Source organism: Achromobacter sp. Root83, assembly GCF_001428845.1.
Classification (GTDB): domain Bacteria; phylum Pseudomonadota; class Gammaproteobacteria; order Burkholderiales; family Burkholderiaceae_B; genus Achromobacter.
Map to the genome: position 1 here is coordinate 371,425 of NZ_LMIU01000012.1, position 26,757 is coordinate 398,181.

Here is a 26,757-nt window from a genome sequence, read left to right on the forward strand (position 1 = left end):
GGGGGATGCGTCGCGGTGAGGAAGGGCGTCAAGCGGGAGCGAGGGCGGCTGCGCCGGGATCGAATTCCGACACGGCGCGGCCGCATAGCGCATCGACGATGCGCTGGCTGGCCTTGCCGTCTCCGTAAGGATTGATCCGCCGCGAAAACTCGCCGTGCAGGCCGGGGTCGTCCAGCAGGCGGCTGACCTCGGTGACGATGCGCCGCGTATCGGTGCCCACCAGCGCCACCGTGCCCGCCCGCACCGCTTCGGGCCGTTCGGTGACATCGCGCATCACCAGCACCGGCTTGCCCAGATACGGCGCTTCTTCCTGCACGCCGCCGGAGTCGGTCAGGATCAGATGGGATCGCTGCATGAACCAGACGAAGTCCAGGTAATCCAGCGGAGCGATCAGATGCACATTCGGCAGTCCGGACAGCTCGCTCGTCACCACGTTGCGCACCTGGGGGTTCAGATGCACCGGGTAGACGATCTGCAGATCGGGACGCCGCGCCAGTTCGGCCAGCGCCGCGCAGATATTGCGGAAACCGCCGCCAAAGCTCTCGCGCCGGTGGCCGGTCACCAGCAGCAGCCGGCGGCGCGGATCCAGCCAGTCGTATCGCGCCTGAAGCTGGCGCGCCAGCGGGCCGCCCGGGGCCAGCTTGGCGCAGGTCATCGCCAAGGCGTCGATCACCGTGTTGCCGGTCACGGTGATGCGTCCGGCCAGGTTCTCGCGCAGCAGGTTGCCGCGCGATTCCGCCGTCGGCGCGAAAAGCAGGTCGCCCACCGCATCGACCACGCGCCGGTTCATTTCCTCGGGGAAGGGCATCGCCAGATTACCGGTGCGCAGTCCGGCTTCGACATGGCCGATACGCACCCGCCGGTGAAACGACGCCAGCGCGCATGCCGACGCGGTGCTGGTGTCACCGTGAACCAGTACACAGTCCGGCTGCTCGGCTTCCAGCACGCTGTCGACGCGGCCGATCAGCCGGGCGTACAGCCCGTTGAGCGTCTGGTTGGGCACCATGATGTCCAGGTCGTGCTGCGCCCGCAGGTCAAACAGCGCCAGCACCTGATCCAGCATTTCGCGATGTTGGCCCGTCACGCAGACCACGCTCTCGATCCGCGGTTCGTTCTGCAGCGCGCGGACCAGCGGCGCCATCTTGATGGCTTCGGGGCGCGTCCCGAAAATGGATAGGACTTTCATTGCAAGAACGGACCCCCAGGCCGGTGGCATTTTCTGACGGTTATTGTGTCTTGAAAGTATTCGTAATATGTGTCGGACTATGTCGAGCCATTCCTATTGGCTTGCCCTCCGATATTGGGGGCAGTGAGCGCGGGATGAGCGAGGAAGCGTGCCGCTCACGCCAATTAGGGGCGAATCAATCCATCGCTTGTTACGAGGTGCGCCGCAGTGTGGAAACAACCTATTTCAGTTGCGCGCTCCAGGGACAATTCCCCAGCCCTGTCCGCCCGGTTGCGCCACCGGATTCCGCAATGCGAGTAACGTACGGGTTGAGGCCTTATTGCCCGGCATTTTGGCCGCCGGCGCCGCTATCGGAAACCAGAACACCATGATGACCCTCCGTTTTGCTTCACGGCTAGTCCTGCTCGGGGCAGCGTGCGCATCGCTCGCCGCGTGCGCGGATGCGCCGCCACGGCAGGCCGCTCCTGCCGCCACCACGCAGGGGGCGAATAGCGCTTCGTCGGGTCAGCGCCTGACCATACAGTCGGGCGAAGGCGAAAGACTGAATCTTCCGTGGTTCATCCAGGGAACCCAGGACTGGATCAACAGCAACTGAGACCCCCAGGGCAACATCGGGCAGTCCGGAAGGCATGGACGAAAAAAATCCTCAAGGAAATGATTTCCTTGAGGATTTTTTATTCCAGCAAACCGCGCTGGGCAGTGTTTTGGTGGAGCCGGGGGGAATTGAACCCCCGGGTTAGCCAGTGTTTATGCGGGTCTTAGGGGTGATGTTGACCAAATGCTGACCATTCGAGGCTCCGTCTAGGGCTTCCGCCTTGGACCCAGCATCGGGGGCGGCGTCCGGCATCCAGCGCCCATACACGCGGCGAATCATGCCCCAGTCCGCATGTCCCATCTGGTTGACGACCCACATGGGATGCTCTCCGGCGGACAACATCATGGAGGCATATGTATGCCGCGTCTGGTCGGGCACCCTGTAACGAACCTTTGCCCGGTTGAGCGCCGGCTGCCGCAGAGTCTTGCGGATTGGCTGGTCGCCCTCCCACGGTGCGCCCGTGCGCGGATTGTGGAAAACATGGGCATTTGCCAGCAGGGTAAACGTCTTCTGCAATTCCAGCGCTTCACGCGCTGCACCGAGCAGCTTTACCATCCGCTTGCTGGTGCCCGTCTTCAGCACCTCCGCAGCGCCCTTGGCCGCTTGGGTGGTCGCCCGCCGTATGCGGACTTCGCTGCGCACCAGGTCCACGTCCTCCCATCGGAGGCGGACCATTTCTGACGTTCGCAGTCCGGTCCATAACGCGAACTGACAAGGTTGCGCCCCTGTCCGTCAAGTGCCTTAAGTATCTCCACCTGTTCCGCGGCAGTGAAGGGATCGACGTCATCCTCTTCTTTTGGCGGCTCGTTCTTTTGGTACGTCCAGCCCGAAATGGGGTTGGCTTCAATAAGCTCGTCGGTCACGGCCTCATCGAGTGCCGTTCGTAGAACGGACAGCACGTTCGCGATACGCTAATTTGTGACGTCCATGTCTTCGCACATTTCGCGGACATGGGCGCGGCGCAGATCGGCCAGCTCATGTTTGCCCAATGACGGGACGAGGCGCCCATTGACTGCCTTCCTGTAGCCGTCTGCCGTACTTGCTTTGATGGTCTTAGCCTTCGCGTCTACCCAGTTTTCTAGATAGGCCTGTAGTGTCTGGCCTAGCGCCTTCGGGCTGAACTTGGCCGCGTTCTTGCTGTCCGGGAATATGGTCGCGTAGCTAAAGGTGCCGCGTGAAATCGCATCGAGGATCGCGGTGCGATGGTTCGCCGCCCGCTTTAGATTAGCGGGGGGGGCTGGAGCTTGATGCGTTCCCGGCACCGCTGGTTCGCATAATAGAAGTCGATTTCGATGGACGAGTCGGAAGCTGGTCGCGTCATATCCTTCAGTGTTGATCAAGACGCGGCCGTCCGGCGCCTTTACCCAGATAGTTCCTTCGGGCCAAACGCCGTCGCGGATCTGGGTGCGAATGGCGTCTTCAGTATAGCCAGAATCATCCGCGAATTTTTTGATAGTCAAATGCCTGATAGGCATGTTTACTCCCAAACGGAACGCACGTTGGCCGGTACTTGGTTGCAATGTCGGTGATGCATAGATGTGTTGCATGGATAAGTTAGTGCTTAATTTTGGCTCTTGGGCATCAGGGTTAGTTGCTCGTCGTTGTGGCGCGTGGTTGAGGGCTGCACGCATTTCAATCCCATCCTCAAAGATTGGCATTTTCGCTCCAGGACCGAAGGTTTCGTCTTAAGGGAGGGTGACACCACATTGGCCTTTCATGCTCATGGCAGCGGCAATGTGCCTGCTCTTGTGTGAGCAGTTAGTTATTAACGTCTCGCGGTGCATCGGGCGATCTTGCGGCAAGCGACCGACGTGAGCACGTGTTCGGATAACATCTTGCCTCCACAAGGAGGACAACATGAAAGAGGGCAAGGTCCCGTGCGGGATTGCTGTTTTGATCCTGCTCGGCGTCGTCGTTTTAGTAGTCTTGGTTGTTACAAATCCCAAGGCTGAAGTTTGGGCTGCTTGGACTCAAGCGATAGTGGCGGGCGCAGCAATCTACGGCGCTTTACATGCGAGTCGCGTGCAGGCGCAAAGTCAATCTAAATTGCAGGAAATCCAACGGCTAAAGGAGATTCAGCGGCGCAGGGACGAGGGTAAAGAAAGCACTCGTCGTGTAATGCAAGCATTGAGTGACGAGCTCGAAGTGCGTTGGGCGCAGTTGGACGGAATCTATGGGCCCGAAATTCTTAGGGCCGTTAGTCAATCTTCCCGGCCAATCTTGGCGGTCTACAATCGCATGCCTGCAGAGCCATTTCCAATTTACAAAAGCGTCACCGCGCGGATTGCAGAGATCCCGGATGCGGACATGCGCAGGGAACTGGTAAACGTGTACGCCAGGTTCGAGGGGCTTGTTTTAACTATTGAATCGAATTCTGAGCTGGTGCGGGAGTATCTGACGGCGGTGGCTGAGGACAGAATTCGTAAACAGGTATCATCAATGATTCCCGATGGGCCTCGCTTCAAAGATGCGGTTTCCGCGCTCCAGATTTACTTTCCCATTCTTCAGCAGCACTATAAGTCGACTAGAGCAGAAGTTGAGGGCTTGATTGATAAGTTGCGGAAGAGGCTAAACGATGCCGAAGGGTTGGCCGAGGAAGCGTGCGATACCACGCTTGGCAGTGACCAGACTCTCGTCTAATGGTGCCGCACTATCATTATGCTTAGAAGATTGACAACCGTTTGCGCTTCGCTACCCGCGGAAGCTGAGCGAACCGCATTGGCCAAATCCCTTCTAAGCTTTTTCTCTCCAACATGACGGGCACAAAGTGTCCCAGGGCATGCCGGAAAATGCGCCGCGACAAGTTGCGCATTTCTTTCCGGGGCGGTGGACGACGGATCAGGCACACCCAGGGCGACGCCCAAGAGATTGCGGAGGGGGTGTCGGCGGCGTCGAGGGCGTCTCGATAGCGCTGGCGCTCTTCCGGCGTCATCTTTGCAACCATGTTGTGCAAAACGCGGGTGGACAGAGCGGCCAGGTCAACGTCGTCCAAGTCGTCGAGGATTTGGGGGGCGTTCATGCGTGGGCATCCTCTGCGGTTGGGATTTCGGCCTGGCTGACCGTCGCCGCGGTCTGGGCACCACGGCGCCGCTTTTCGGCCTGCTTGGCGCGCACGGTTTCGACCGCACCGTGAGCCTGAAACAGGTCGCGCAGGGCGGCGGGCGGGATGGTGATGGTTTCAGCGGCTACGCGGCCTTCCTGAATGTCCAGAAGGGTGGCGCGTTGATTGGCGTCGAGTCCTTGCATGAACGTGTCCACGCCGCTGATGAGCGGGGACACGACCTTGCGGGGCAGGGCGCGACCGTGGATGGTGCTGGCGGTCACTTCGTTTTGCCGGCTGCCTTCGCCTGGTCGACCTTGCCGCTCAGGAATTTTCTCCGGCTCGGGCGCCATGCCGGCGTATAGCGTCGATTGCTGCCTCGACGGAGACGGCGCCGTGGCGGACCCGCGCTTGCACATCGGGTTCGGCGTCCGCGAGGACAAGATAGTTTTCGATGTGTGGCCGGCTGCGGTGGACGAGCGCCGCGATTTCCCCGGTGTCCAGGCCCATCCCGCGAAACCGCCTAAAGCCGCGTGCCGCTTCAAGAGGGCGTAGCTTGACGCCTTCGTTGCTGGTATAGATGCGCGCGCGGCGCTCTATCTCGTTGCCTTGGAACCCGACCACGGCCACCCATTCGATGGGTGCGCCGCGTTGGATCGCTCGTCCAATGGCGTCATAGCGCCGATGACCGTCCACCACCTCGACGCCGGAGCCGTCCGGCAGGGCGACGACTTCGAGCGCGGGGAAAGTGCCGCCATCCAGGATGTAGGCGGCCAGGGCTTCGATACCGGCGTCATATTCTTCATCGAGGTCGCGAAGGTCGAAACCCTCTTTCACGGGGATATCGGAATAGCGAACTTTCATTGCGCCGGCGCGTTTGATCGTGCCGTCCTTGATCGTCGACTTGAACGATGCGGGGGGGCTGAGTCATGTTGGTTCCAAGAAGTAGATTCGCTGTACGATCCCTTCCGTCAAAACGTGGAGGAATCATGGGGAATCACTCCTTGGGCTACAGCCGTGCAAGCGATCACGTCGATTTTGGCTGTAGTGATTGCCATCGGTCTTCCGGTGATCTCAAAGCTCCGAGATGACGGGCAGAAGAGGAAGGACCGCGCTGCGCTCTTGCTAGTGGCAAAAAACTTGGCTCTACACGCCGAGAGGGCGATGACATCGTCAACTGATAAACTGGGTACTGCGAATTCAATACCTACGTACAGATTGCGAGATGTTCGCGATAGCTTTCATGTACTTCTTGCGAAGGACTTGCCCGAAGAGGCAATACCTCCCATTCTCGAAATTCTGTGTGAAGTGGCTTATCAGGTTGCTGCCATTCGCCTATACAAAGTTGGAGGAAACAGAACGACGGACTTGACGGAGAAGGCCCGGATACGGCTCGGAAAGGTGACGGCGCAAGTAGCCGTGTTGAATCAGATTTCGAGCTGATATTCTGCATGGCTGACACTGCGGGGAGGTTCGGATACTATGCGCGGCAGAACCTTTTGGGGACGCGTTTGAAGAACTTCAAGTGGTATGAGTGGGCAGTGCTTGCCGCGCTGACAGCGATGCTTTTTGGCGGTGCCGCACTTTCTCCATGGGGGAAGGCACTTCTCAAATTTGAGGCTGCTCCGGCTTGGATTCAGGCTGTTTTTTCAGTAGTGGCAATCTTGGCCGGTGCGGGCTTTGTTCTGTGGCAGCACCACCTGCAAATGAGGCGGGATGCTCAGATTCGAATCGAGAATCGTGTTGAAGCATTCGAGCCGTTATGCGGTCTTATTGGTCAAGCGCTTTGGCAGATGAGTCACATACAGGACGCAGTTGATGGCCGGATTCCTGTAGAGGAAGTCCTGGAAACTGACGTCATCATTGATGATGTTTCATCGCTTCTGGAGGCAATGGATCGCGTAAATGTTCACGAGCTTCCTACTGCGTACCTTTGCGCATATTTCATAGATGTACGCCGTGTACTCCGACGTATGGAGATCCAACTTCGCCGCGCTGCTGCTGACTGGCGTGTCGACTCCATAGATCCTCGCTGGAAACTCCAACTTCATGCGGCACAGGAGGCAAAGCGTCAGGTTAGCAACACGCTGCATATCTTCCACAACGCAATGACTTCTATTAGCCGGGGCGAAAGACCGGAATTGCCCATTTGAGATGGGAAGCTTCCAGGGCCTATCGTCCCGGCTCAACCGCGCCAGATGTGGCGGATGGCCTGCGGTGATATGCCGCAGCACTCACCCGGCTATTTCGCTGATAGGCGCCTCTTAGCGCCCTTGATGAACGCCCGCTCTTCGATTCGGAAGGCCTCTTGCTTTGGGTCAATTCAGCACAAGTGACGGTGGGCAACGGGACCGGCGGCTTCCGGTCTGCGCTATCCTTTAGCATAAATTCGATGCCGTTCATGCGACGAGCAGCAGCAGCCACCCGAGGACCTGCGGGCCGAAGAGAAAGAATGCCGCCAGCGCCAGGCTGGCGGGCCAGGCCCACAGGGGGAGATCCGCGTCCTTGTTCCAATTGCCTTTGCCGGCGTGGTCGCGGGGCGCGATCAGATTGCCCAGCTTGCGGGCGGCCTGCCTGATCGTGATGGGATTACGGTGGCGCACCGGGGGCGCGCTTGCGCTGATGGTGTTCATGTCGGGTTCCAGGGATCGGCCGCGACGTAGCGGCGGTTGAAGTGTTCGCAGATGGGAACCAGCGCCACCGCCGCGAGGGCGAGCAGGGCCAGCCCCCACCAGATGGCGGGGATAGTTGAGGGCATGGGATCTGCGCAGACTTGCGCGTTGGTTGGCTTCGGAAAGCGGGCCGGTAGCCCGGTGAATTCCTGAAAGTCACTTTCAGCGCCGGTGACGTTGCGGCGCCGGCCCGCTCTCCGAAGCCACCCCGACGAGCGGGCTAGGCGGATGCTGTTTACTGGACGAGCATGCCCTGGAACTTACCCAGGCCGGCGGTCAGCTTCTTCTTGCCGACCAGGTGTTCGACGCTGAAGCCGCGGCCATGCGGCTTGACGGCGGTTACCACTGCTTCGATGGGCGGCTTGCGCTTGGGGCCTTTCAGTTTGTACGTGTTGCCGACGGTAATTTCGGACATGGATTCCTCTGGAGTGATCGGCGCCGACCGGGCGCCATGGATTGAAAAGCTGGCTGTGCCTTACCAGTGATTCGCCTTGGCGATCACGTGCAGGACGTTGAACAGGGCCGCGCCGATTTGGCGCAGCGAGCGTGAGCATTGCGAACATGGGGAAGTCCTTGAGACAGACAGAGGGAGGGGAAAGCTGATCAGGGAGGCGCGCCCCTTCGCCAGGGCGCGCCAGTCACACAAGTTGAACCCAGGCACGGCAGAATGCCGGTGGAGATACGCCGGCTTGAACAGCCGAGCGGAGCCGGAAAATTGGTCCGGCGTAGATGCTGCCCAAAACGGCGCATGCGTCGCATGAGCTACAGCGGCACCCCGAAGAGGTTGTTGCCGATCATAAAGAAGCGCCGGCCCGCAGAGGGATGAGTCCGCACATGAGGTCTGCCGGCGGTCGGTGAGTTGTCGCAGGGCGGACGTCTATTCGCTATCTGCACATCCGTTGTGCTTCAAGCCGTCTTCGATTGGTCAAATTGGAGGATCAACGATGGGCTTCGGTCCACGGATTTGCAATTGCGAGGTGCCGCCGGCGCCACGAGTACGAACGAGGCCCCTACAGGGCTCAGATTGAGCATTGCCGCTCGCCCCGAGTCAGCCGAACGGCTTTTCCAACCAATTCTTGAGATCCTCCAGGCCTTGCGAAAAGAATGAGTTCATCTCGTTCACTGGATCATTGATGAGTTTCCTCATGTCACCACCGATTTGTAGGAAGTCCAATACGTCATCCCGTACCTTAGGAACGAACGCATTTTCACCACCCAGTGGTTTTCCATGGAAAACTTCTCCAAGGTCCACATGGGCGGCCGCCAGATTTCCTGTCAGTAGAATCAGGGGCAACATGGCAATCCCGAGCGCTATGTCGCTGACCTTCTGCGCATCGCCTATCCAATTGGGCACCGCTACTTTGTCGCACTCTCCTTCATGAGTCTGGGCATTTATTATGCCGAGGCCCTTCGATTCTTTGATTTTGTCAAGAAGTTTGATCAGGTTGATCGTGGCGATGCCGCCCTGTATGGAGTACTGAGCAGGGTCTCGGCCGGCGGCGAGTTCGTCAGCGATTATCTTCTCGGTGGCTTCAATCCTGGGATTAAAGAACTCTTCGACCTTTTCCCGAATTTTCTGACCATAGCTCGCACACTGAGCGTTGGTGATTGTCATTTCACTTCCTCCTTACCACTTGGGCCAATTGATCTTCGGTAGCTGTGGCAACGCCTTCTTCATCGCCTCAACTGCGTCGTTCACGGTGTTGCGTACCTCATTCACAGGGTCCCGAAGCACCTTGGCAACGTCACCTCCGATGCCCAACGCATTGAACGCCTCCTCCCGGGCTTTCGGGATCAATGCATCATCGCCACCAAACGTCCGTCCTTTATAGACCTGACCCAAGTCAATCTTGGCTGCGGCGTAACTTTTGGTAAGAGCGACATACGGAAGCAGCGCGACCGTCATCGCGAAGTCAGTAGTTTTCTGAACGTCCGAAAGCCAGTCAGGTACCGCGTTGGCGTCACACTGAGCTGCCTTGGCCTCCGCGTCGCTGTACGCCAGTTGTTTCGCGTCGATCGTGTCCTGCAACAAGCGCTCATAGTTGATGGTGGCGATCCCATCTGCAAGCTCTATTTTCGACGGGTCCTTACCTTCGTCGTTCGCTTTCTGAATCAGTTCTCTGGTTTCATTGATCTGGTGGTCGTAGAAACGATCCGCTTGTTCGCGGATTGCATTTCCCCAGTCCTCACATTGCGCTTTGTAAGTCATATCGTCCTCTTAGAACTTAATCCCAAGTCGCTCAAACGCCTTGACGATGTCATTGTTTGGCCCCGCCCCTTTTGTGATGTCGTTCCACGCCGTCTGGAGAGCCTTCCTGATGTCGTTGTTCTCGCCCGGCCCGTTCGCAATGTCGTTCCAGGCGGTTCGGAGGGCCTTGACGATCTCCCCATTTGGTCCGAAGGGCTCTTTGGAATTGAGTTCTTTGATTAATTGATCCAGGGCGATGAGAACGAGTGCTGACACCGGATCCACTTCGGTGCAAACGCCTGAATTGCAAATAACGCCTACCGTGTCAGTCATGAGAGCCCCCTCTGTTTATTCTCAGGTTGTTACTGCCCCGTCCAATCTAGATGTGGCAGTATCGCGATTCGCCACCGAGGATTTTCGCCTCGTAGGGAAAGGCTACCAATAAGTTACTCGCGGAATTGGGCGCTTCCATATACCCAATTCGGCGGATGCCAATTTGCAGGTGTTCTGGTCGCGCGGCGGCCACAAGGTACTTTTGAGTGGAATCTATTCGCGATGACTGGTCGAGACCCGAGGGAGGCTTAGTATTTTTTCCGCACTAATTGAGCGGGTCACGCGAGAACGATTTGCTTCGGTAAGCGCCGCACGCGACGCTGGCCGAAACCCGCTTTTCAGCGGAATCGGATTTCATGCGAGGGTTATCGTCGCCACCCTGGCGGGCGTTGACCGAGGCATCCGCCCGTCACGTTCTGTTGTGCCTTGCCAATTATGCGGGGCCAAAGGGTGAGGGGGCATTCCCCTCTGTGGCTACTTTGGCGGAAGACACCGGGCTGTCCACTCGCACGGTGCAGAACAAGCTGCGTGAGTTGGAAGTCCGCCGCGACCCGAAGGGCCTGCAAAGAGCTTCTGGCAAGGGGAGCGGGGCGGGGGCATGGTGCGGGGTGTTCGGACCCATGAGGGGACACGCGACCAGGCCGCGTTGGTCTATCAGGCGCACGGGGTGGCCGCAAATGATGGCGCAATCTGGAACGCCATCGAACAGGACGGCCTGCTGGCCGCAGCGCTCACGCGGCTACTGCTCTGGTCAGATCCCCGACCGTTGCCCGCTGTTGGCGACGAAGAGGCCGCGTTGGCGCTCTACCTGCGTACGTGGCGACCCGGCGCATATGCCCGCGGCACCGCCAACGAGCGTGCGCAGCTTCGTGCCAAATGGTCCGCTAACTACGCCGCCGCAATGGGGGAGGTCGACCATGTTGGCGCTGTTTGAGCGATTCAAGGGATATCTGGTGGCCGTTGGTGCTGCTCTGGCGGTGGCACTCGGGGCCTATCTGCGGGGGCGCAGCGCAGGCAAAGGGGGCGGAGCGTAAGCGGCGCGCAGTAGAGGTAAATGAACAGGCCGTCGAGGCCCACAAGGAGGCGCGTGATGTGCAGTTGGAAACGGCCCGTATGTCTCGAGTGCCAGGGCTTATGTCGGTGCATTGGACGGCTCGGGGGAGGTGAGCGTCCGTGGAGCTGACTCACATTGGAACGTAGCCTCGACCATCCTGGTTGGCATGCCCGCGAACGGCAAGTTGACAATCTCTGAAGGAGGCAAGGTATCCGCGCAATCCCTCAGTCTGGCTACGACTTCTTCCTCGTCCGGCAAACTGATCATTGGCAGCGAAAGCGGTTCTCCTTTGGTGGCGCCAGGCACAGTCGAAACCTCTCGCGTTGTCTTTGGTCCCGGCGACGGTCAGATCCTGCTTAACCACTCCTCGTTGAATTACGTGTTTGATGCTGCGATCAACAATGGTGCCAACAACGACGTGGGTTCCAACACGGGCTTAGTGGGGAGCGGTCGAATCGAAGCGTCGGCCGGCCGCAGTATTCTCAATGCTGATCACCGCGACTTCACGGGTGTTCTGCAAGTCGGAGGGGCAGGGAGGGTACGGCTCCGGCCCCTTCACAGTGCCTCAGCCTTCGCACTTCTTAGAGCAGCGTCACTCCGGATCAGCCCGCTGGTGTGGCGACGAGCTTTCCGGCGGGGAAGGGCATTAATAAGTCCTGGCTCTGCTCGGCCCTCGCCGTCAGCCAGTCGCCGTAGGCACCCTCCGGCAGGATCACGATCATGCGCTTTTCCTTGCCTGCCTGGTGGTAGTCGCGGAAGAGGGGATCGGCGTCCGCGTTGATTGTCAGCATCGTGTAGCTGTCCTGCCACTGGCCGGCCGCATCCAGGTAGCGGTCCCAAACGATGCCTAGCGGCGCGTCGTCGACTCTAGTGAAGCGCGTGGCAATCGAGTTCGTGCTGGTGCTCTCGTATACGGGGCGCCAGTCGGGCTCGAAGATTGCATCAGCGGGAATGATGCAGTGCTGCGCACGGCGCCAGGCGTTGCGGAAGGTGAAGGCGTGGGCGACACGGTCGTCGCGGGCGTTGAAGGTGGATAGCTTTGCGTCTTTCTCCAATCCGTTGGGCCCAGTCGATGCGGATATCAGACCCCAGCGGCCGACCGTCGCCTCACGACCCGGCACAGCCTCGTCGCCGGCGTCGTACTCCGGCGGCCTGCGCACAAAGATCCCCTGATACTGCGGCCACATGTTGTACTTGCCGGCGGGCGGCTTCTCGCGGACGCCGAATTTCTTCAGCAGTAGTTCGGCGTCTTTCAGGGTCTGATAGTGGCTGCACATAGAACCTTCATGGAGGATCTAGGTATAGGAGCCGCCATTCGCCCGCAGCGGGGTTACTGGCTCAACGGCTGCATATGCGGAAAGACCGGGTTCCCTTGCCCCACTTTTAGCGCCGCGCCTTTAACTTCGCCGTTCTCCGTGATAATTTTGCTGCGAATCATGGTGGGCTGCTGGACGACCAAAGGGGTAAGAAAAAACTGGGTTCGGAACCCGACCATCTTCTCCTCAAAGCCTTCAAGGTCCACCTGCGAGGCTGCTAATTTCTGTTGCTGCAGCACCTCTTGCGGGAAATCCATGGCGAGCAGTTGATCCCCCGCATCCGTCGTCAGTTCGAAACGTAGAGAGCGAAGTTGTTCCTCGAAAGGAGTGCCAATCTCCACTGATATTGCGAACTTCGGCAGCGTGAGCGGGAAAGACTGCGCCAGCAATGTTCCATTGAAGATGCCTATCAGAGAAGTTTGGCCTGTCAGTTCCAGCCGAACATCCTCGCAATAGACGACCGTTAACTTGCGGGTGGTGTCACGCATGTTGTGCAGTTTCCAGCGTAGTTTCTAATGCCGCAGCGACCGCGGCCGTGGACAAGTTCAACGCCTTGGCCAGCTTTTGGAGGGTGGTGAAGGTGGGATTGTCCTTACCCGCTTCCAGCCGCGCTATTTGAGGCTGCTTTATACCCATTGCGTCCGCAAGCTTTCGTTGTGACATTCCGGCCCTCAAGCGAAGCACTGCAAGAGTAGGAGTCTCCGCGTGTTCCGGATAGAGCAGATCGGCAATCGACCGGGTAGCTTCCGCCACTGCGGCCTCGCCAGCCGTGGCCTCCAGTGGGCCAAATACGTCGTCTAAGGAAAACTCAGTTTGCGCGACGGGCGGCGCCACATCGAGCGCAGGCACTTCGATGAGCTGGTGACCCACGCATATCCACTGCTTTTCCAGCGAGAGGATGGTCTGCACATCAGGGTGTGGAGCCGCGAACCCCGTCGTAGGCGCGCAGCATACGAACGGCAGTAGGACTCTTGAGATCATCATAGTCGAACTCAGATTTATCGTTGAGTTGCTTGTACACAACGGCCAGGACGTGTGCTTGGTCGTAATGGGCGTCGTGCATGCAGTAAAAAATGCGGAAACACTTGCCGTTCCGCTCGAGGTCCAGATCTTTCAGTCTCCAAAGACCGTGGCCCTTCGCTTGGGCTTTTCGCCATTTGAGTACGTTGAACTTGTCTTGCGCGTTCCGAAACTCACCATAGCCGTCTTCCCAAATTTTCTCGAACTTGGCTGGGTCTGCTTCCAATTGGCGGAGCATCTGGCCAAGCTGAAGCATCTCCACTGAATGGGCGAAGCTGAGGAGCTGGATGTCCTCAAGCGCGTCCCGGTGGAAGATGAATTTCCCCATATTATATAGTAAAAGTTATCAAAATGGGCAAGCAAGAATTGGACGCCTTCATGGGCTAAGCAATGATACCCCATTTGTTACAAGGGCGGACTGAAGGGTACGCTGATGGGACAGCACCCTACCGAATGCTGACCAAAAAGCTGACCACTCTACCCAAAACAGCCCAAAACAGCCCAAAAAAAAAGGCCAACTTTTAGGATTGGCCTTTTCTAAGTGCTTGATAACACTAGGGTATTTGGTGGAGCCGGGGGGAATTGAACCCCCGTCCGCAAGCCCTCTGCAATCAGTTCTACATGCGTAGTCGATTTATTTAGTTTTAACTTTGGACTTAGCCAACCGACAGGCCGGACCAAAGCGATTCACGTAATTTAAATCTGAGCCGTGTGACCCCAGCGCAGACCGATTCCTTGTGAATGTCGCTGCTGCGGTTCGAGGGTTACCCCCCTAGGAAGTTGCCTTCCTCCGCCTGACCCAAGGACAGATCAGTGCAGCGGCTCACCGCTTAAGCGGCGAGAGCGAAACGCTCGTCGTTGGCGTTTGTAGTGTTTCCAGTGGTTTAACGAGCGAACTGGTGCTCGGCATGCCCTGAGTTGTTTCGCGACCCACGTCGAATCCGGATCGGCCCCAAGAAAGTCTATTGTACTGTTAATCGCAACAGCCTGCTCTGTTGCCCGCGCCAGTCCGTTGGGGCGTGGCGCAGGGGACACAAGTGCCGGTCAGGCCGCCCCGGCGCATGCGGGCTTGGCTTGCCGGCCCGGGCGCGAGGCCGCCATCAGCAACAGGGCCAGGCCCACCGAAATGGCCACGATGACCGCCGCGGCCGCCCCGAGGGAGGTCAGGCCGTAGTTGTCGATCACATGTCCGCCCACCACGGCGCCCAGGCCGATGCCGATGTTGGCACCGGAAATGTTCAGGGACGCCGCGAACGCGGGCGCTTCCGGGGCGGACTTCATCAGGCGCACATGGCACACGATGAACAGCGCGGCCTGCGCGATGCCCCATATCCCCAGCGCGACGGCGAGCAACCCATGCGACTGCATGACGGGCGCGACGAACGCCAGTCCCGCGGCCATCAGCGACGAGAACAGGGCGGTGGCCCCCAACGGACTGCGGTCCACCATGCGGCCGCCCAGTGTGTTGCCGGCCAGCCCGACGGCGCCGAAGGCCATCATCGTCCAGCCGACGGTCTCGCCGTTGAAGCCGGCCAGGCGCTCCAGCATGTCCGCCAGGTAGGTGTAGGCGGTGAACATGCCGGTGAACACCAGCAGCGACAGCAGCACGTGCCCGATCACGATCGGGTTGCGCAGGATGCGCAGTTGCGTGACGAGCCGGACGCTGTTGGCCCGGATACGGGTGCTGGGGAAGGTGAAGAGCAGCAGCAAGGCCTTGGCGAACGCCACCACCGACAGGACCCAGAAGGCCGCGCGCCAGCCGAATGCGTCCGAAATCAGTACACCGATGGGAATCCCGAACACCGTGGCGGCCACGATGCCGAAGGCCACCATCGAGATGGCGCGGCCGGCGCGCGCCGGGCCGACCAGCTCCACGGCGGTGGCGCTGGCCAGCGACCAGAACACCGGCAGGGCCAGCGCAGGCACGAAGCGGGCAACCGCCATGATCCAGATGTTGGGCGCAACGGCCGCCAGGGCATTGGAAAGCCCAAACAGCACCAGCACGCCGATGAACAGGCGCTTGCGCTCGATGTTTGCCATCAGGGCGGTCAGGAGCGGACCGGTCGCGGCGACGGTGAAGGCAAACAGGGTCACCAGCAGACCCGCCTGGGATACGGTGACGTTCAGGTCGCGGGCCAGGCCTGGAAGCAGGCCCACGATCAGGAACTCGGTGGTCAGGATGGTGAAGCCGGCGGCGGATAGAAGCAGAATAGGCAAAAGCATAGGCATTCCTCTGGCGCGATGCCGAAAGGCAGCACGCGGGCAGGGCGGTGTGGGGCGCAGTAAAAAGGTCGGGTGTGCGCGGCGGCAAGGGCGCGGGCACGGTGCGAGAGGGCGGAAGGCCGTCAGCGCGGAGCTCTGGTGCGGCGGATATGGCGGAAGCGGCAACGCCGGCGTCAGCCGGAAAGGCAATCGGGGAACACCCCGAGCGCCAGGCATGCTTCACACTTTAAGGGACTTGGACTTCAGGATAAAGCGTCCAGATCCGGAAAGATTGTTCGGTCAGCTTCACTAATGGACGCGAACGATCGTAAAGAGCGTCTCGGGCCGCCAGGCGGCGGCCCGTCCCGTGTGTTAGCGCAGGTCGCTGGGCAGCAGCGGGTGGATGGCGGACCAGAGATCCGCGGGCGTATCGGCGCAGGATTCCGCTTCCCAGGCGATGATATTGTCTTCTTCGCCCACGTAACCATAGGCCGCCGCGACGGCGGGCATGCCCGCCGCGTGCGCGGCCTGGATGTCGCGCAGGTCATCCCCGACATACACGCAGCGGTCCGTCGCGAACCCGGCTTCGCGCGCGGCGTGCTGCAGCGGCAAGGGATGGGGCTTGGCATGGGCCGTCGTGTCGCCGCACACGAGCACGGCGCTGTCGCGCGTCAGGTCCAGGAACTCGACGATGGGCAGGGTCAGGTAGGTGACCTTATTGGTGACGATACCCCACGACAGCCCGCGCTTGCGGATATCGGCCAGCAGGTCTTCGATGCCGGGAAACAGCTTGCTGTGGACCGTGGAACTGGCCGCGTAGTCTTCCAGGAACTGCAGGCGGGTCGGTTCGTAGTCCGGATCGCCAGGCTTGAGGTCGAGCGCCACGCGCAACAGACCCCGGGCGCCCTGCGACGCGACGGGGCGTAGCGCCTCGTACGGCAGCGGGTCCAGGCCCCGGCGGGTGCGCTGGCGGTTGGCCGCCGCGGCCAGATCGGGGGCGGTATCGGCCAATGTGCCGTCGAAATCGAACAGGATCAGGGCGCTCATTTGCGGGTAGCCATAAGGTAGTTGACCGAGGTGTCGGACGATAGCGTGTAGATCTGGGTAATCGGGTTGTACTCCATGCCCCGCATGCTCACCGGCTCCAGGGCTGCGCCGCGGGCCGCCGCGGACAGTTCGCTGGGCTTGATGAACTGGTCGTAGGTGTGGGTGCCTCGCGGCAGCAGCCGCAGCACGTACTCGGCGCCGACGATCGCGAACAGAAAGGATTTGGCGTTACGGTTCAGCGTGGAAAAGAACACCCAGCCGCCCGGTTTCGCCAGGGTGGCGCATGCGCGCACGATGGAGGCGGGGTCCGGTACGTGCTCCAGCATTTCCATGCAGGTCACCACGTCGTACTGACCGGGCTGTTCGGCCGCCAATTCCTCGACGGGCACCTTGCGGTATTCGACTTTCACGCCCGATTCCAGGCCGTGCAGGCGTGCAATCTTCAGGGATTTTTCAGCCAGATCGATGCCGGTCACCTCGGCGCCGCCGCGGGCCATCGCTTCGGACAGGATGCCGCCGCCGCAGCCCACATCCAGCACCTTCTTTCCGCCAAGGCTGCCCGCGCATTCCTGGATCCATTCCAGCCGAAGCGGGTTGATGGCGTGCAGCGGCTTGAACTCGCTTTCAGGGTCCCACCACCGGCTGGCCAGGGCGCTGAACTTGTCGAGTTCGGCCTGGTCGGCGTTGACGGATGCTTGCGCGGTGTCGTGAGTTGGCGTGGTCATGGGCGGTCCAGCGAAAGGCGGCTCTATATATAGAGGGGGTCCAGCGCGCTAGGCGAGGAAGGGGCCGGCGATGCACCGGATGGGTGCATCGCACGCGAAAAAAAGGGCCTCGCTATGCGAGGCCCCTTATTGTAGCTAGTCCGGCAATTACTTGCGGCTACCCACGATTTCGATCTCAACGCGACGGTTCTGGGCACGGCCCTCTTTCGTCTTGTTGGAAGCGATCGGCTGCAGCTCGCCCTTGCCTTCCGTATAGATACGGTTGGGATCGATGCCCAGGCTAACCAAGTAGGCCTTGACCGAAGCGGCGCGGCGCTCGGACAGCTTCTGGTTGTAGGCTTCGGTACCGATCGAGTCGGTGTGGCCAACAGCGATGATGGTTTCCAGCTCGATACCGCGAGCTTGCTGGGCAACTTGGTCCAGCAACTGACGGCCTTCGGGCTTCAGAACCGACTTGTCGAAGTCGAAGAACGTGTCAGCATTGAACACGACCTTTGCCGCCATCGGGGCCGGCTTCGCCTTCTGTTGTGCAACCGGAACACCGTCGCAACCGGGGATGCCGGTAGCAGGGGTCCAGAAAGCATCGCGCCAGCACAGTTCGTTCGTGCCGTTTTTCCAAACGTCACCGAACGGGTTGCGCCAGTTGTCCACGGTTTGCGCGGAAGCTACACCAGAGGCCGTGACGGCGGCGAAGGCGAGCGCCAGAGCGAATTTGGAGGGTTTGTTCATGTTTCTCCTCGTTGAGCTTGAAGCTGGATAAGTGACTCGCAGCGAACCCCCGCCGCATATCAGGAAAACGGGGCCAGTATAGCAACGCCAAGAGCTGGTTCAAAGGAATAGCTACTGGGTTTCCTGCGTGCTGGAAACAATCTTAAGGCATTTGGGGGCCTTTGGCTTCCCTGGACAGGCGCATTAATGCTGGATATGACGTTTTCGGCGCTCCATCGGTTTTCCCTGTTGGTTTTTGACAACAGGCCCACGGGGCGCGGGCCCGCGCGGCGGGGGGCGTCTCCCGCTTGCCCGGTCCGGGACGCCGCTCGCGCCTCTTCCCGCCGCCCGCCAGACCTCACTCCCAATCGAATGATAGAATTTCCTGTTTACCCGGCCCGGGTTCCTCCTTACACGATTCTGTCGTTATATATATGGATTCCTTTGCCAAGGAGACGCTTCCGGTATCGCTGGAAGAAGAGATGCGCCGCAGTTACCTCGATTACGCAATGAGCGTGATCGTTGGGCGGGCGCTACCGGATGTGCGGGACGGGCTCAAGCCTGTCCACCGGCGCGTGCTCTACGCGATGCACGAACTGAACAACGACTGGAACCGTGCGTACAAGAAGTCCGCGCGTATCGTCGGGGACGTCATCGGTAAGTACCACCCCCACGGCGACCAGTCCGTTTATGACACCATCGTCCGCATGGCGCAGGATTTCTCCATGCGCTACATGCTGGTCGACGGCCAGGGCAACTTCGGCTCGATCGACGGCGACAACGCCGCGGCGATGCGCTACACCGAAATCCGCCTGGCCAAGATCGCCCATGAACTCCTGGCCGACATCGACCAGGAGACGGTGGACTTCGGCCCCAACTACGACGGCAGCGAACAAGAACCGTTGCTGTTGCCGTCGCGCCTGCCCAACCTGCTGGTCAACGGCAGCTCGGGCATCGCCGTGGGCATGGCCACCAACATTCCGCCGCACAACCTCCAGGAAGTGGTCGACGGCTGCCTGTACTGCCTGCGCAATCCGGCCTGCACGGTCGATGAGCTGATCGAGCTCATCCCGGCGCCCGATTTCCCCACCGGCGGCATCATTTACGGCATGTCCGGCGTGCGCGAAGGCTATCGCACGGGCCGCGGCCGCGTCATCATGCGCGCCAAGACCCATTTCGAGGACATGGAGAAGGGCAATCGCCAGGCGATCGTGATCGACGCGATTCCCTACCAGGTCAACAAGAAGACGCTGCAGGAACGCATTGCCGAACTGGTCAACGACAAGAAGATCGAAGGCATCTCCGATATCCGGGACGAGTCCGACAAGGACGGCATGCGCCTGGTCATCGAGCTCAAGCGCGGCGAGGTCCCAGAGGTTGTCCTGAACAATCTCTACAAGAATACGCAGCTTCAGGACACCTTCGGGATGAACCTGGTGGCGCTGGTCGACGGCCAGCCTCGCCTGCTCAACCTGAAGCAGATGATCGACTACTTCCTGCAGCATCGCCGGGAAGTGGTCACGCGCCGCACGGTATTCCAATTGCGCAAGGCCCGCGAGCGCGGCCACGTGCTGGAAGGCCTGGCGGTGGCGCTGGCCAACATCGATGATTTCATCGCGATCATCAAGGCGGCGCCGACGCCGCCGGTGGCCCGCCAGGAATTGATGGCGAAGTCGTGGGATTCTTCGCTGGTGCGCGAAATGCTCTCGCGCGCCGATGGCGACACGCCGGGCGGCCGCACGGCCTTCCGTCCCGACGACCTGGGCATCGAGTTCGGCCTCCAGGGCGACGGCATGTACCGCCTGAGCGACACGCAGGCCCAGGAAATCCTGAACATGCGCCTGCAACGCCTGACCGGGCTGGAGCAGGACAAGATCGTCGGCGAATACAAGGACATCATGTCCACCATCGCCGACCTGCTCGATATCCTGGCCCGCCCCGAGCGCATCACGTCCATCATCAGCGAAGAGCTGCAAGCCATCAAGGCCGAATTCTCGACCAGCGCGAAGGACTCGCGCCGTTCGGAAATCGAGATGAACGCGACGGAGCTCGACACCGAAGACCTGATCACGCCCACCGACATGGTCGTGACCCTGTCGCACGGCGGCTACATCAAGAGCCAGCCCCTGTCCGAGTACCGTTCGCAAAAGCGCGGCGGACGCGGCAAGCAAGCCACGGCCATGAAGGAAAACGACTGGATTGACCAGTTGTTCATCGCCAATACGCACGACTTCCTGCTGTGCTTCTCGAACCGCGGCCGCGTGTACTGGCTGAAGGTCTGGGAGGTGCCGCAAGGCACGCGCAATTCCCGTGGCAAGCCGATCGTGAACATGTTCCCGCTGGCTGACGGCGAGAAGATCACGGTGGTGCTGCCGGTCAAGGAATTCAGCGAAGATCACTACGTCTTCATGGCGACGTCGCGCGGCACGGTCAAGAAGACCCCGCTGTCCGATTTCTCCAACCCGCGCAAGGCCGGCATCATCGCCGTCGACCTTGACGACGGCGACTACCTGATCGGCGCCGACCTGACCGACGGCAAGCACGACGTCATGCTGTTCTCCGACGCAGGCAAGGCCGTGCGCTTCGACGAGAACGACGTGCGTCCGATGGGCCGCAATGCCCGCGGCGTGCGCGGCATGATGCTCGAAGAGACGCAGACCGTCATTGCGCTGCTCGTGGCCGGCGACGAAACGCAGACCGTGCTGACCGCCACCGAAAACGGCTTCGGCAAGCGTACTCCGATCGCCGAGTACACCCGCCATGGCCGCGGAACCAAGGGCATGATCGCCATCCAGACCACCTCGCGCAACGGCAAGGTGGTGGGCGCGGTGCTGGTCATGCCTTCGGACGAGATCATGCTGATCACCACTGGCGGCGTCCTTGTGCGCACCCGTGTCGCGGAAATCCGCGAGATGGGCCGCGCTACCCAGGGCGTCACGCTCATCAACGTCGACGACGGCAGCACGCTGTCGGGCGTGCGCCGCGTCGTGGAAAGCGATGCGGACGATGACGGCGAACTGGACGAAGACGGCCAGGAAGCCAATGGCGACGACAGCAACGACGCAGCGGATTCGACGGAACCTACGGAGCAATAATGGCCCGCCCCTGGAACTTCTCGGCAGGCCCCTCGGCCTTGCCCGAGGTGGTGCTGCAGCAAGCCGCTGCGGAAATGCTGGACTGGCACGGCAGCGGCATGTCCGTGATGGAAATGAGCCATCGCGGCAAGCACTTCGTGCAGATCTGCGATGAAGCCGAATCCGACCTGCGCGAACTGCTGGGCTTGCCGGCGGACTACGCCGTCATGTTCATGCAGGGCGGAGGTTCCGGGGAAAACGCCATCGTCCCCATGAATCTCATGGGACGCCGCGGCACGCCGGCCGCCGATTTCGTCGTGACGGGCCACTGGTCCAAGCGTTCGTACAAGGAAGCCGGCCGCTACGGCAGCACCCATCTGGCCGCCAGCAGCGAACAATCCGCCCAGCTGGATGGACGCGAGCAGGGTCCGTTGACCTGGGTGCCGCCTGTCGATACCTGGCAGGTGCGCAAGGAATCGGCCTACCTGCATCTTTGCAGCAATGAAACCATCGGCGGCGTCGAGTTCCTCGACTGGCCGGATACCGCCGCGCTGGGCGCGCCCGATGTGCCGCTGGTCGTCGACGCGTCCTCGCATTTCCTGTCGCGTCCGATGGACGTCGCGCGTTGCGGCATGATGTACGCCGGCGCGCAGAAGAACGCCGGCCCGGCGGGCGTGACCATGGTCATTGCGCGCCGCGACCTGATCGGCCACGCCTTGCCGATCTGCCCGTCCGCGTTCGACTACGCCAATGTGGCCGCCGAGCACTCGCGCTACAACACGCCGCCCACCTTCGCGATCTACGTCGCGGGCCTCGTGTTCAAGTGGGTCAAGGCCAACGGCGGCGTCGCGGGCATGGAAGCCGCCAACAAGGCCAAGGCCGATCTGCTGTACGGCTACCTGGACAGCAGCGGTTTCTATCGGAACCCCATACACGCACCGGTGCGTTCGCGCATGAACGTGCCTTTCGTGCTGCGCGACGAGTCGCTCAACGACGCCTTCCTGCAAGGCGCGGACGCCGCCGGCCTGACGCAACTGAAGGGCCACAAGAGCGTGGGCGGCATGCGCGCCTCCATCTACAACGCCGTGCCCCTTGCCGGGGTGTCGGCGCTGGTCGAGTACCTGAAGGAATTCGAGCGCCGTCATGGATGAAGACCTGCAGCGCAAGCTGCTCCCCTTGCGTCAACGCATCGACGCCTTGGACGCCCAGATCCTGGATCTGTTGTCGCAACGCGCCCGGGCGGCGCTGGAAGTGGGCGAGGTCAAGCACGCCGCCCACGCCGATGGCCCGGTGCTGCGCCCCGAACGCGAAGCCGAAGTGATCCGCCGCCTGCAGCAGCTCAATCCGGGACCGTTCCCGAATGCGGGCGTGGCGTCGGTCTGGACCGAAATCATCTCGGCCTGCCGCGGCCTGGAGCGCGGCATGACGGTCGCGTTCCTGGGGCCGCAGGGTTCGTTCTCGGAACAGGCCGCGCTGGAGCATTTCGGCCATGCGGTGCAGAAGTTGCCCTGTGCGTCGTTCGATGAGGTCTTCCGCGCGGTCGAGGCCGGCCAAGCCGATGTGGGAATGGTGCCCGTGGAAAACTCCACCGAAGGCGCCGTGAACCGCAGCCTGGACCTGCTGCTCAATACCCCGCTGAAGATCCTGGGCGAGCGTTCGCTCGTCATCCGCCATTGCCTGATGTCGCAGTCGGGCAGCATGGACGGCATCAAGACCATCTCCGCGCATCCCCAGGCGCTGGCGCAGTGCCAGGGCTGGCTGACGCGCAACCATCCCGATGTGGAACGCGTTGCCGCGTCCAGCAACTCGGAAGCGGCGCGCGCCGCCGCGGGCGACCCCAGCATCGCGGCGATCGCCGGCGACGTGGCGGCGCCCGCCTGGAATCTGCAGATCGTCGCCGCCGGCATTCAGGACGATCCGCACAACCGAACCCGTTTTCTGGCCATCGGCGGCATCGAGCCGCTGGTCAGCGGCAAGGACAAGACCAGCCTGATCCTGGCCGTGCCGAACCGCGCGGGCGCCGTGTATGAAATGCTGGCGCCGCTTGCCGCCAACGGCGTGTCCATGACGCGCTTCGAATCGCGGCCCGCGCGCACCGGCCAGTGGGAATACTATTTCTATGTCGATGTCCTGGGTCACCGCAACGATCCGAACGTCGAGCGTGCCCTGGCCGCCTTGCAGGCGCAGGTTGCCTATCTGAAAGTGCTGGGTTCATACCCGGCGCAGTGACACTCCCTACCATGACAACCGCACCCAAGCCCCTCGTTGCTCCCGCGCATGTCAGCGCCATTGCCCCCTATCAGGCGGGCAAGCCGATCGAAGAACTGGCCCGCGAGTTCGGGCTGGACCCGGCCACCATCGTCAAGCTGGCCTCCAATGAAAACCCGCTGGGCATGCCCAAGTCGGCGCGCGAGGCCATGCTGGCCGCCGCCGAGTCGCTGGCGCGTTATCCCGATCCCAACGGCTTTGACCTGAAAGCGGCGCTGGCCGAACGCTACGGCGTGCCGATGAACTGGATCACGCTCGGCAACGGCTCCAACGACATTCTGGAAATCGCCGCGCTGGCGCTGCTGGAACCGGGCTCGTCGGCCGTGTATGCGCAGCATTCGTTCGCGGTGTATCGCCTGGCCACCCAGGCGCGCGGCGCGCGCCACATCGTGGTGCCGGCGCAGGACTACGGCCATGACCTGGATGCGATGTTCGACGCGATCGCCGACGACACGCGCCTGCTTTTCATCGCCAATCCGAACAACCCCACGGGCACCTTCGTTCCGGGGGACAAGATCGCCGATTTCCTCGAACGCGTGCACGCCGCCCACGGCGACCGCGTCACAGTGGTGCTGGACGAGGCCTACAACGAGTATCTAGACCCCGAATTCCGCTTCGATAGCACCGCGCTCGCGCGCCGCTACCCGAACCTGATCGTTTCGCGCACGTTCTCCAAGGCCTATGGCCTGGCCGGCCTGCGCGTCGGCTTCTCGGTCGCGCAGCCGGCCCTGACCGATCTGCTGAACCGCGTGCGCCAGCCGTTCAACGTCAACACGCTGGCCCAGGCCGCCGCGATCGCAGCGCTGGGCGATGCCGCCTACCTGGAAGAAGCCTACGCCTCCAACAAGGCCGGCAAGGCGCAGCTTTGCGCGGCGTTCGACAGCCTGAAGCTCCGCTACGTGCCCAGCTACGGCAATTTCGTGCTGGTTCATGTGGGCGATGCGCCGCGCATCAACCTGGCGCTGCTCAAGCGCGGCGTCATCGTGCGCCCGGTGGCCGGCGACGGCCTGCCCGAGTGGCTGCGCGTTTCCATCGGGCTGCCGCAAGAAAACGCCCGATTCATCGACGCACTGACCGCCATCCTGTCCGAATGAACGACGCGTTACCTTCTTCCGATCAGGGGGCCGCGGGCCCCCTGATTCCTGTACTGGCGGTTGTCGGTGTCGGCCTGATCGGCGGATCGTTCGCCGCGGCCTTGCGCCAGGCCGGCCAAGTGGGCCGGGTGCTCGGGGTAGGGCGCAACGCGCAGTCGCTGGCGCGCGCCGTTGAGTTGGGCTTGATCGACGAGGCGGTTGCGGCCGAAGACGCCGCGGCCAGGGCCGATCTGGTCCTGCTGGCCACGCCGGTCGGCGGTCTGAAAGACGTGCTGTCGCTCATGCTGCCGCGACTGGCCGAAGGCACGGTGCTGACCGATGCGGGCAGCACCAAGGCCGAAGTGGTCGAGGCCGCGCGCGCCGCGCTGGGGGATCGCATCGGGCAGTTCGTGCCCGGGCATCCCATCGCGGGCGCCGAGCGTACGGGGCCGGAGGCCGCCGACGCGGGGCTCTACCGCAAGCGCGCGGTCATCCTGACGCCCCTACCGGAAAACAGCGCGGGGTCCCTGGACCTGGTTCGCCGCGCCTGGCAGGCCTGCGGCGCGGACGTGTTCGACATGGACGCCGATGCGCACGACCGCGTGCTGGCGTCGGTAAGCCATCTGCCGCACCTGCTGTCGGCGGTCTACATGGAACAGGTGGCCACGGCCGCCGACGCCCATACCCGCCTGGACCTCGCGGGCAGCGGCTTTCGCGACTTCACCCGTATCGCCGCCGGTTCGCCGGAGATGTGGCGCGACATCTTTCTGTCCAACCGCGACGCGATGCTGGCCGAACTGGCCGGCGTGCGAGGCGTGCTGGATCGTGCCGAACGCGCCATCGCCGATGGCGACGGCGAGGCTTTGCTGACGCTGCTGGATACGGCGGCCCGCGCGCGCCGCAACTGGCGCAAGGAGTAGCTGACATGGGCGCTTCGCCTTATCTCGATCTGCCGCGCGTGCGGCACGCGCGGGGCGTGATGGCCCTGCCGGGTTCCAAGAGCATTTCCAATCGCGTGCTGCTGCTGTCGGCGATCGCCGGGGGCAGCACGGACATCACCGGCCTGCTGGATTCCGACGATACGCGCGTCATGCTGGGCGCCTTGCGCCAGCTCGGCGTGCAGGTGTCCGAACTGGATGCGGGCCGCGTCACCGTGCAGGGCGTGCGCCGCTTCCCCGTGGAAAGCGCCGATCTGTTCATGGGCAATGCCGGCACCGCGATCCGCCCGCTGACCGCCGCATTGGCCCTGATGGGCGGCGACTACCGCCTGTCCGGCGTGCCACGCATGCACGAACGCCCCATCGGCGATCTGGTCGACGCCCTGAATGCGCTGGGCGCGCGCATCGACTACCTGGGCCAGCCCGGCTATCCGCCGCTGCATATCGGCCGCGGCGAGATCGCCGACGACGCCGTGACCCGCGTGCAGGGCTCGGTGTCCAGCCAGTTCCTGACCGCCTTGCTGCTGGCGGCGCCGCTGCAGGCGGGCCGCAGCGGCAAGCCCGTCGCGATCGAGGTGGTCGGCGAGCTCATTTCCAAACCCTACATCGAGATCACGCTGAACCTGATGGCGCGCTTTGGCGTGCAGGTGCACCGCGACGGCTGGAGCCGTTTCGTGATCGGCGCCGGAGCCGCCTATCGCAGCCCGGGCCAGATCGCTGTGGAAGGGGACGCATCGACGGCCTCGTATTTCCTGGCGCTGGGCGCGATCGGCGGGGGGCCCTTGCGGGTGACCGGCGTGGGCGCGGACAGCATTCAGGGGGATGTCGCGTTTGCCGGCACGCTGGCGGACATGGGCGCCCAGGTGACTTACGGACCCGGCTGGATCGAGGTGTCCGGCGTCAAGGTGGCCGAGGGCGGCCGCCTGAAGGCCTTCGACACGGATTTCAACCTGATTCCCGACGCCGCCATGACGGCCGCCGCGCTGGCGCTCTATGCGGATGGCCCCTGCCGGTTGCGTAATATCGGCAGCTGGCGCGTGAAGGAAACCGACCGCATCCACGCCATGCAGACCGAGCTCGAAAAGCTGGGGGCGCAGGTGGAATCGGGGCCGGATTGGTTGCGCGTGACGCCGCCCGCCGCGGACGCCTGGCGCGATGCGCACATCGGCACCTGGGACGACCACCGGATGGCCATGTGCTTTTCGCTGGCGGCTTTCGGGCCGGCGGCGGTTCGTATTCTTGATCCCGGTTGCGTCAGCAAGACGTTCCCGGGTTACTTTGATGTCTACGCGGGCCTGGTTCAGGCCTAGCGCTAAAT

At 61.9% G+C, this 26,757-nt stretch carries 30 protein-coding genes, 1 other RNA gene and 3 pseudogenes; 12 read left to right on the forward strand and 22 right to left on the reverse strand.

The features are described 5' to 3' along the window. Window positions 1-28 precede the first annotated feature (28 nt). Window positions 29-1,186, reverse strand: a complete 1,158-nt coding sequence (wecB, locus tag ASE30_RS14025; protein ID WP_057284908.1) for a non-hydrolyzing UDP-N-acetylglucosamine 2-epimerase — start codon at window positions 1,184-1,186, stop codon at window positions 29-31. A gap of 367 nt (window positions 1,187-1,553) precedes the next feature. Here wecB and ASE30_RS14030 point away from each other — a divergent pair, with 367 nt between their 5' ends. Continuing rightward, entirely contained in the window at window positions 1,554-1,781 is a 228-nt protein-coding gene (locus ASE30_RS14030; protein WP_057285196.1) for a hypothetical protein, read from the forward strand. A 141-nt stretch (window positions 1,782-1,922) separates the two neighbouring features. Here the strand turns inward: ASE30_RS14030 and ASE30_RS29265 are convergent, their stop codons facing one another. From ASE30_RS29265 to ASE30_RS29570, 3 genes and pseudogenes are all read right to left on the reverse strand, one after another. Next, window positions 1,923-2,432, reverse strand: a complete 510-nt coding sequence (locus ASE30_RS29265; RefSeq protein WP_235515261.1) for a site-specific integrase — start codon at window positions 2,430-2,432, stop codon at window positions 1,923-1,925. Between the two features lie 260 nt (window positions 2,433-2,692). Then, window positions 2,693-2,974 carry a hypothetical protein gene (locus tag ASE30_RS29270; protein WP_369819326.1) on the reverse strand — a complete coding sequence of 94 codons (282 nt, stop codon included), beginning with the start codon at window positions 2,972-2,974 and terminating at the stop codon, window positions 2,693-2,695. Continuing rightward, window positions 2,975-3,102, reverse strand: a pseudogene (locus tag ASE30_RS29570) (Arm DNA-binding domain-containing protein); the annotation flags it as partial. 536 nt (window positions 3,103-3,638) lie between these two features. Between ASE30_RS29570 and ASE30_RS14040 the strand changes: the two are divergent. Further along, window positions 3,639-4,421: a hypothetical protein gene (locus tag ASE30_RS14040; RefSeq protein ID WP_057284909.1), complete on the forward strand. Its 783-nt coding sequence runs from the start codon at window positions 3,639-3,641 to the stop codon at window positions 4,419-4,421. Between the two features lie 22 nt (window positions 4,422-4,443). Here the strand turns inward: ASE30_RS14040 and ASE30_RS14045 are convergent, their stop codons facing one another. From ASE30_RS14045 to ASE30_RS14055, 3 genes are read right to left on the reverse strand one after another with little or no spacing between them, the layout of a single operon-like run. Continuing rightward, window positions 4,444-4,800, reverse strand: a complete 357-nt coding sequence (locus ASE30_RS14045) for a hypothetical protein (RefSeq protein WP_057284910.1) — start codon at window positions 4,798-4,800, stop codon at window positions 4,444-4,446. Then, window positions 4,797-5,105: a hypothetical protein gene (locus ASE30_RS14050; protein ID WP_057284911.1), complete on the reverse strand. Its 309-nt coding sequence runs from the start codon at window positions 5,103-5,105 to the stop codon at window positions 4,797-4,799. The genes ASE30_RS14045 and ASE30_RS14050 overlap by 4 nt, the downstream gene beginning before the upstream one ends. Before the next feature lie 40 nt (window positions 5,106-5,145). After that, window positions 5,146-5,685: a hypothetical protein gene (locus ASE30_RS14055; RefSeq protein ID WP_057284912.1), complete on the reverse strand. Its 540-nt coding sequence runs from the start codon at window positions 5,683-5,685 to the stop codon at window positions 5,146-5,148. Window positions 5,686-6,332: 647 nt separating this feature from the next. Here ASE30_RS14055 and ASE30_RS28985 point away from each other — a divergent pair. Beyond that, on the forward strand, window positions 6,333-6,974 hold the full coding sequence (locus tag ASE30_RS28985) for a hypothetical protein (protein WP_156407644.1): 642 nt from the start codon (window positions 6,333-6,335) through the stop codon (window positions 6,972-6,974). Window positions 6,975-7,220: 246 nt separating this feature from the next. Here the strand turns inward: ASE30_RS28985 and ASE30_RS14065 are convergent, their stop codons facing one another. From ASE30_RS14065 to ASE30_RS14085, 6 genes are all read right to left on the reverse strand, one after another. Further along, entirely contained in the window at window positions 7,221-7,454 is a 234-nt protein-coding gene (locus ASE30_RS14065) for a hypothetical protein (protein ID WP_057284914.1), read from the reverse strand. Beyond that, window positions 7,451-7,579 (reverse strand): hypothetical protein, encoded by a 129-nt coding sequence (locus ASE30_RS29765; RefSeq protein WP_255366971.1) that lies wholly within the window; start codon window positions 7,577-7,579, stop codon window positions 7,451-7,453. The genes ASE30_RS14065 and ASE30_RS29765 overlap by 4 nt, the downstream gene beginning before the upstream one ends. A gap of 149 nt (window positions 7,580-7,728) precedes the next feature. Next, window positions 7,729-7,908, reverse strand: coding sequence for a hypothetical protein (locus ASE30_RS14070; RefSeq protein ID WP_057284915.1), 180 nt, complete (start codon window positions 7,906-7,908; stop codon window positions 7,729-7,731). Between the two features lie 633 nt (window positions 7,909-8,541). Continuing rightward, window positions 8,542-9,108, reverse strand: coding sequence for a hypothetical protein (locus tag ASE30_RS14075; protein WP_057284916.1), 567 nt, complete (start codon window positions 9,106-9,108; stop codon window positions 8,542-8,544). 12 nt (window positions 9,109-9,120) lie between these two features. Beyond that, on the reverse strand, window positions 9,121-9,702 hold the full coding sequence (locus ASE30_RS14080) for a hypothetical protein (RefSeq protein WP_057284917.1): 582 nt from the start codon (window positions 9,700-9,702) through the stop codon (window positions 9,121-9,123). A 9-nt stretch (window positions 9,703-9,711) separates the two neighbouring features. After that, window positions 9,712-10,014 carry a hypothetical protein gene (locus ASE30_RS14085; protein ID WP_057284918.1) on the reverse strand — a complete coding sequence of 101 codons (303 nt, stop codon included), beginning with the start codon at window positions 10,012-10,014 and terminating at the stop codon, window positions 9,712-9,714. 356 nt (window positions 10,015-10,370) lie between these two features. On the opposite strand from ASE30_RS14085, the pseudogene ASE30_RS29920 reads away from it, so the two are divergent. From ASE30_RS29920 to ASE30_RS29925, 3 genes and pseudogenes are all read left to right on the forward strand, one after another. Then, a pseudogene (locus ASE30_RS29920) lies at window positions 10,371-10,493 on the forward strand (hypothetical protein); the annotation flags it as partial. Window positions 10,494-10,612: 119 nt separating this feature from the next. After that, window positions 10,613-10,948 carry a hypothetical protein gene (locus tag ASE30_RS29580; RefSeq protein ID WP_235515262.1) on the forward strand — a complete coding sequence of 112 codons (336 nt, stop codon included), beginning with the start codon at window positions 10,613-10,615 and terminating at the stop codon, window positions 10,946-10,948. A gap of 208 nt (window positions 10,949-11,156) precedes the next feature. Then, window positions 11,157-11,273, forward strand: a pseudogene (locus ASE30_RS29925) (hypothetical protein); the annotation flags it as partial. Between the two features lie 397 nt (window positions 11,274-11,670). Here ASE30_RS29925 and ASE30_RS14095 read toward each other — a convergent pair. The 9 genes from ASE30_RS14095 to ompA form a co-directional block, all read right to left on the reverse strand. Continuing rightward, the gene (locus ASE30_RS14095; protein ID WP_057284919.1) at window positions 11,671-12,345 is read right to left on the reverse strand and encodes an SOS response-associated peptidase; all 675 of its coding nucleotides are present in this window, start codon (window positions 12,343-12,345) and stop codon (window positions 11,671-11,673) included. Between the two features lie 53 nt (window positions 12,346-12,398). Next, complete coding sequence (locus ASE30_RS14100) at window positions 12,399-12,872, reverse strand: hypothetical protein (RefSeq protein WP_057284920.1); 474 nt, start codon at window positions 12,870-12,872, stop codon at window positions 12,399-12,401. After that, window positions 12,865-13,293, reverse strand: coding sequence for a helix-turn-helix transcriptional regulator (locus tag ASE30_RS14105; protein ID WP_057284921.1), 429 nt, complete (start codon window positions 13,291-13,293; stop codon window positions 12,865-12,867). The genes ASE30_RS14100 and ASE30_RS14105 overlap by 8 nt, the downstream gene beginning before the upstream one ends. Before the next feature lies 1 nt (window position 13,294). Then, complete coding sequence (locus tag ASE30_RS14110) at window positions 13,295-13,732, reverse strand: hypothetical protein (protein ID WP_057284922.1); 438 nt, start codon at window positions 13,730-13,732, stop codon at window positions 13,295-13,297. A gap of 236 nt (window positions 13,733-13,968) precedes the next feature. Beyond that, window positions 13,969-14,358, reverse strand: a transfer-messenger RNA (tmRNA) gene (ssrA, locus tag ASE30_RS28555). 90 nt (window positions 14,359-14,448) lie between these two features. Then, window positions 14,449-15,627: an MFS transporter gene (locus ASE30_RS14115; RefSeq protein ID WP_057284923.1), complete on the reverse strand. Its 1,179-nt coding sequence runs from the start codon at window positions 15,625-15,627 to the stop codon at window positions 14,449-14,451. A gap of 351 nt (window positions 15,628-15,978) precedes the next feature. Then, complete coding sequence (locus ASE30_RS14120) at window positions 15,979-16,653, reverse strand: HAD-IA family hydrolase (RefSeq protein WP_057284924.1); 675 nt, start codon at window positions 16,651-16,653, stop codon at window positions 15,979-15,981. After that, window positions 16,650-17,378, reverse strand: coding sequence for a bifunctional 2-polyprenyl-6-hydroxyphenol methylase/3-demethylubiquinol 3-O-methyltransferase UbiG (gene ubiG / locus ASE30_RS14125; protein WP_057284925.1), 729 nt, complete (start codon window positions 17,376-17,378; stop codon window positions 16,650-16,652). Before ubiG ends, ASE30_RS14120 begins: the two co-directional genes overlap by 4 nt. Before the next feature lie 147 nt (window positions 17,379-17,525). Beyond that, window positions 17,526-18,107, reverse strand: coding sequence for an outer membrane protein OmpA (gene ompA / locus ASE30_RS14130; RefSeq protein ID WP_057284926.1), 582 nt, complete (start codon window positions 18,105-18,107; stop codon window positions 17,526-17,528). A 413-nt stretch (window positions 18,108-18,520) separates the two neighbouring features. On the opposite strand from ompA, the gene gyrA reads away from it, so the two are divergent. The 6 genes from gyrA to aroA are packed head-to-tail and all read left to right on the forward strand — an operon-like array spanning window position 18,521 to window position 26,749. Further along, the gene (gene gyrA / locus ASE30_RS14135; RefSeq protein WP_057284927.1) at window positions 18,521-21,181 is read left to right on the forward strand and encodes a DNA gyrase subunit A; all 2,661 of its coding nucleotides are present in this window, start codon (window positions 18,521-18,523) and stop codon (window positions 21,179-21,181) included. Next, window positions 21,181-22,311 (forward strand): 3-phosphoserine/phosphohydroxythreonine transaminase, encoded by a 1,131-nt coding sequence (gene serC / locus ASE30_RS14140; protein WP_057284928.1) that lies wholly within the window; start codon window positions 21,181-21,183, stop codon window positions 22,309-22,311. Before gyrA ends, serC begins: the two co-directional genes overlap by 1 nt. After that, complete coding sequence (pheA, locus tag ASE30_RS14145; RefSeq protein WP_057284929.1) at window positions 22,304-23,389, forward strand: prephenate dehydratase; 1,086 nt, start codon at window positions 22,304-22,306, stop codon at window positions 23,387-23,389. The genes serC and pheA overlap by 8 nt, the downstream gene beginning before the upstream one ends. 11 nt (window positions 23,390-23,400) lie before the next feature. Further along, on the forward strand, window positions 23,401-24,522 hold the full coding sequence (gene hisC / locus ASE30_RS14150) for a histidinol-phosphate transaminase (RefSeq protein WP_057284930.1): 1,122 nt from the start codon (window positions 23,401-23,403) through the stop codon (window positions 24,520-24,522). Then, complete coding sequence (locus tag ASE30_RS14155; RefSeq protein WP_057284931.1) at window positions 24,519-25,421, forward strand: prephenate dehydrogenase/arogenate dehydrogenase family protein; 903 nt, start codon at window positions 24,519-24,521, stop codon at window positions 25,419-25,421. Before hisC ends, ASE30_RS14155 begins: the two co-directional genes overlap by 4 nt. 5 nt (window positions 25,422-25,426) lie before the next feature. Beyond that, window positions 25,427-26,749, forward strand: a complete 1,323-nt coding sequence (aroA, locus tag ASE30_RS14160; RefSeq protein WP_057284932.1) for a 3-phosphoshikimate 1-carboxyvinyltransferase — start codon at window positions 25,427-25,429, stop codon at window positions 26,747-26,749. Window positions 26,750-26,757: the final 8 nt, after the last annotated feature.

Bases quoted from the DNA above. Each gene is read 5' to 3' on its own strand.
- ASE30_RS14070 (WP_057284915.1), bottom strand. From the start codon at position 7,908: ATGTCCGAAATTACCGTCGGCAACACGTACAAACTGAAAGGCCCCAAG.
- ompA (WP_057284926.1), bottom strand. From the start codon at position 18,107: ATGAACAAACCCTCCAAATTCGCTCTGGCGCTCGCCTTCGCCGCCGTC.
- ASE30_RS14120 (WP_057284924.1), bottom strand. From the start codon at position 16,653: ATGAGCGCCCTGATCCTGTTCGATTTCGACGGCACATTGGCCGATACC.
- gyrA (WP_057284927.1), top strand. From the start codon at position 18,521: ATGGATTCCTTTGCCAAGGAGACGCTTCCGGTATCGCTGGAAGAAGAG.
- hisC (WP_057284930.1), top strand. From the start codon at position 23,401: ATGACAACCGCACCCAAGCCCCTCGTTGCTCCCGCGCATGTCAGCGCC.
- ASE30_RS14030 (WP_057285196.1), top strand. From the start codon at position 1,554: ATGATGACCCTCCGTTTTGCTTCACGGCTAGTCCTGCTCGGGGCAGCG.
- ASE30_RS14075 (WP_057284916.1), bottom strand. From the start codon at position 9,108: ATGACAATCACCAACGCTCAGTGTGCGAGCTATGGTCAGAAAATTCGG.
- pheA (WP_057284929.1), top strand. From the start codon at position 22,304: ATGGATGAAGACCTGCAGCGCAAGCTGCTCCCCTTGCGTCAACGCATC.
- ASE30_RS14110 (WP_057284922.1), bottom strand. From the start codon at position 13,732: ATGGGGAAATTCATCTTCCACCGGGACGCGCTTGAGGACATCCAGCTC.
- ASE30_RS14065 (WP_057284914.1), bottom strand. From the start codon at position 7,454: ATGAACACCATCAGCGCAAGCGCGCCCCCGGTGCGCCACCGTAATCCC.
- ASE30_RS29580 (WP_235515262.1), top strand. From the start codon at position 10,613: ATGGTGCGGGGTGTTCGGACCCATGAGGGGACACGCGACCAGGCCGCG.
- ASE30_RS14055 (WP_057284912.1), bottom strand. From the start codon at position 5,685: ATGAAAGTTCGCTATTCCGATATCCCCGTGAAAGAGGGTTTCGACCTT.
- ASE30_RS14045 (WP_057284910.1), bottom strand. From the start codon at position 4,800: ATGAACGCCCCCCAAATCCTCGACGACTTGGACGACGTTGACCTGGCC.
- serC (WP_057284928.1), top strand. From the start codon at position 21,181: ATGGCCCGCCCCTGGAACTTCTCGGCAGGCCCCTCGGCCTTGCCCGAG.
- ASE30_RS29765 (WP_255366971.1), bottom strand. From the start codon at position 7,579: ATGCCCTCAACTATCCCCGCCATCTGGTGGGGGCTGGCCCTGCTCGCC.
- ASE30_RS14100 (WP_057284920.1), bottom strand. From the start codon at position 12,872: ATGCGTGACACCACCCGCAAGTTAACGGTCGTCTATTGCGAGGATGTT.
- ASE30_RS14095 (WP_057284919.1), bottom strand. From the start codon at position 12,345: ATGTGCAGCCACTATCAGACCCTGAAAGACGCCGAACTACTGCTGAAG.
- ASE30_RS14080 (WP_057284917.1), bottom strand. From the start codon at position 9,702: ATGACTTACAAAGCGCAATGTGAGGACTGGGGAAATGCAATCCGCGAA.
- ubiG (WP_057284925.1), bottom strand. From the start codon at position 17,378: ATGACCACGCCAACTCACGACACCGCGCAAGCATCCGTCAACGCCGAC.
- wecB (WP_057284908.1), bottom strand. From the start codon at position 1,186: ATGAAAGTCCTATCCATTTTCGGGACGCGCCCCGAAGCCATCAAGATG.
- ASE30_RS14155 (WP_057284931.1), top strand. From the start codon at position 24,519: ATGAACGACGCGTTACCTTCTTCCGATCAGGGGGCCGCGGGCCCCCTG.
- aroA (WP_057284932.1), top strand. From the start codon at position 25,427: ATGGGCGCTTCGCCTTATCTCGATCTGCCGCGCGTGCGGCACGCGCGG.
- ASE30_RS14115 (WP_057284923.1), bottom strand. From the start codon at position 15,627: ATGCTTTTGCCTATTCTGCTTCTATCCGCCGCCGGCTTCACCATCCTG.
- ASE30_RS14085 (WP_057284918.1), bottom strand. From the start codon at position 10,014: ATGACTGACACGGTAGGCGTTATTTGCAATTCAGGCGTTTGCACCGAA.
- ASE30_RS14040 (WP_057284909.1), top strand. From the start codon at position 3,639: ATGAAAGAGGGCAAGGTCCCGTGCGGGATTGCTGTTTTGATCCTGCTC.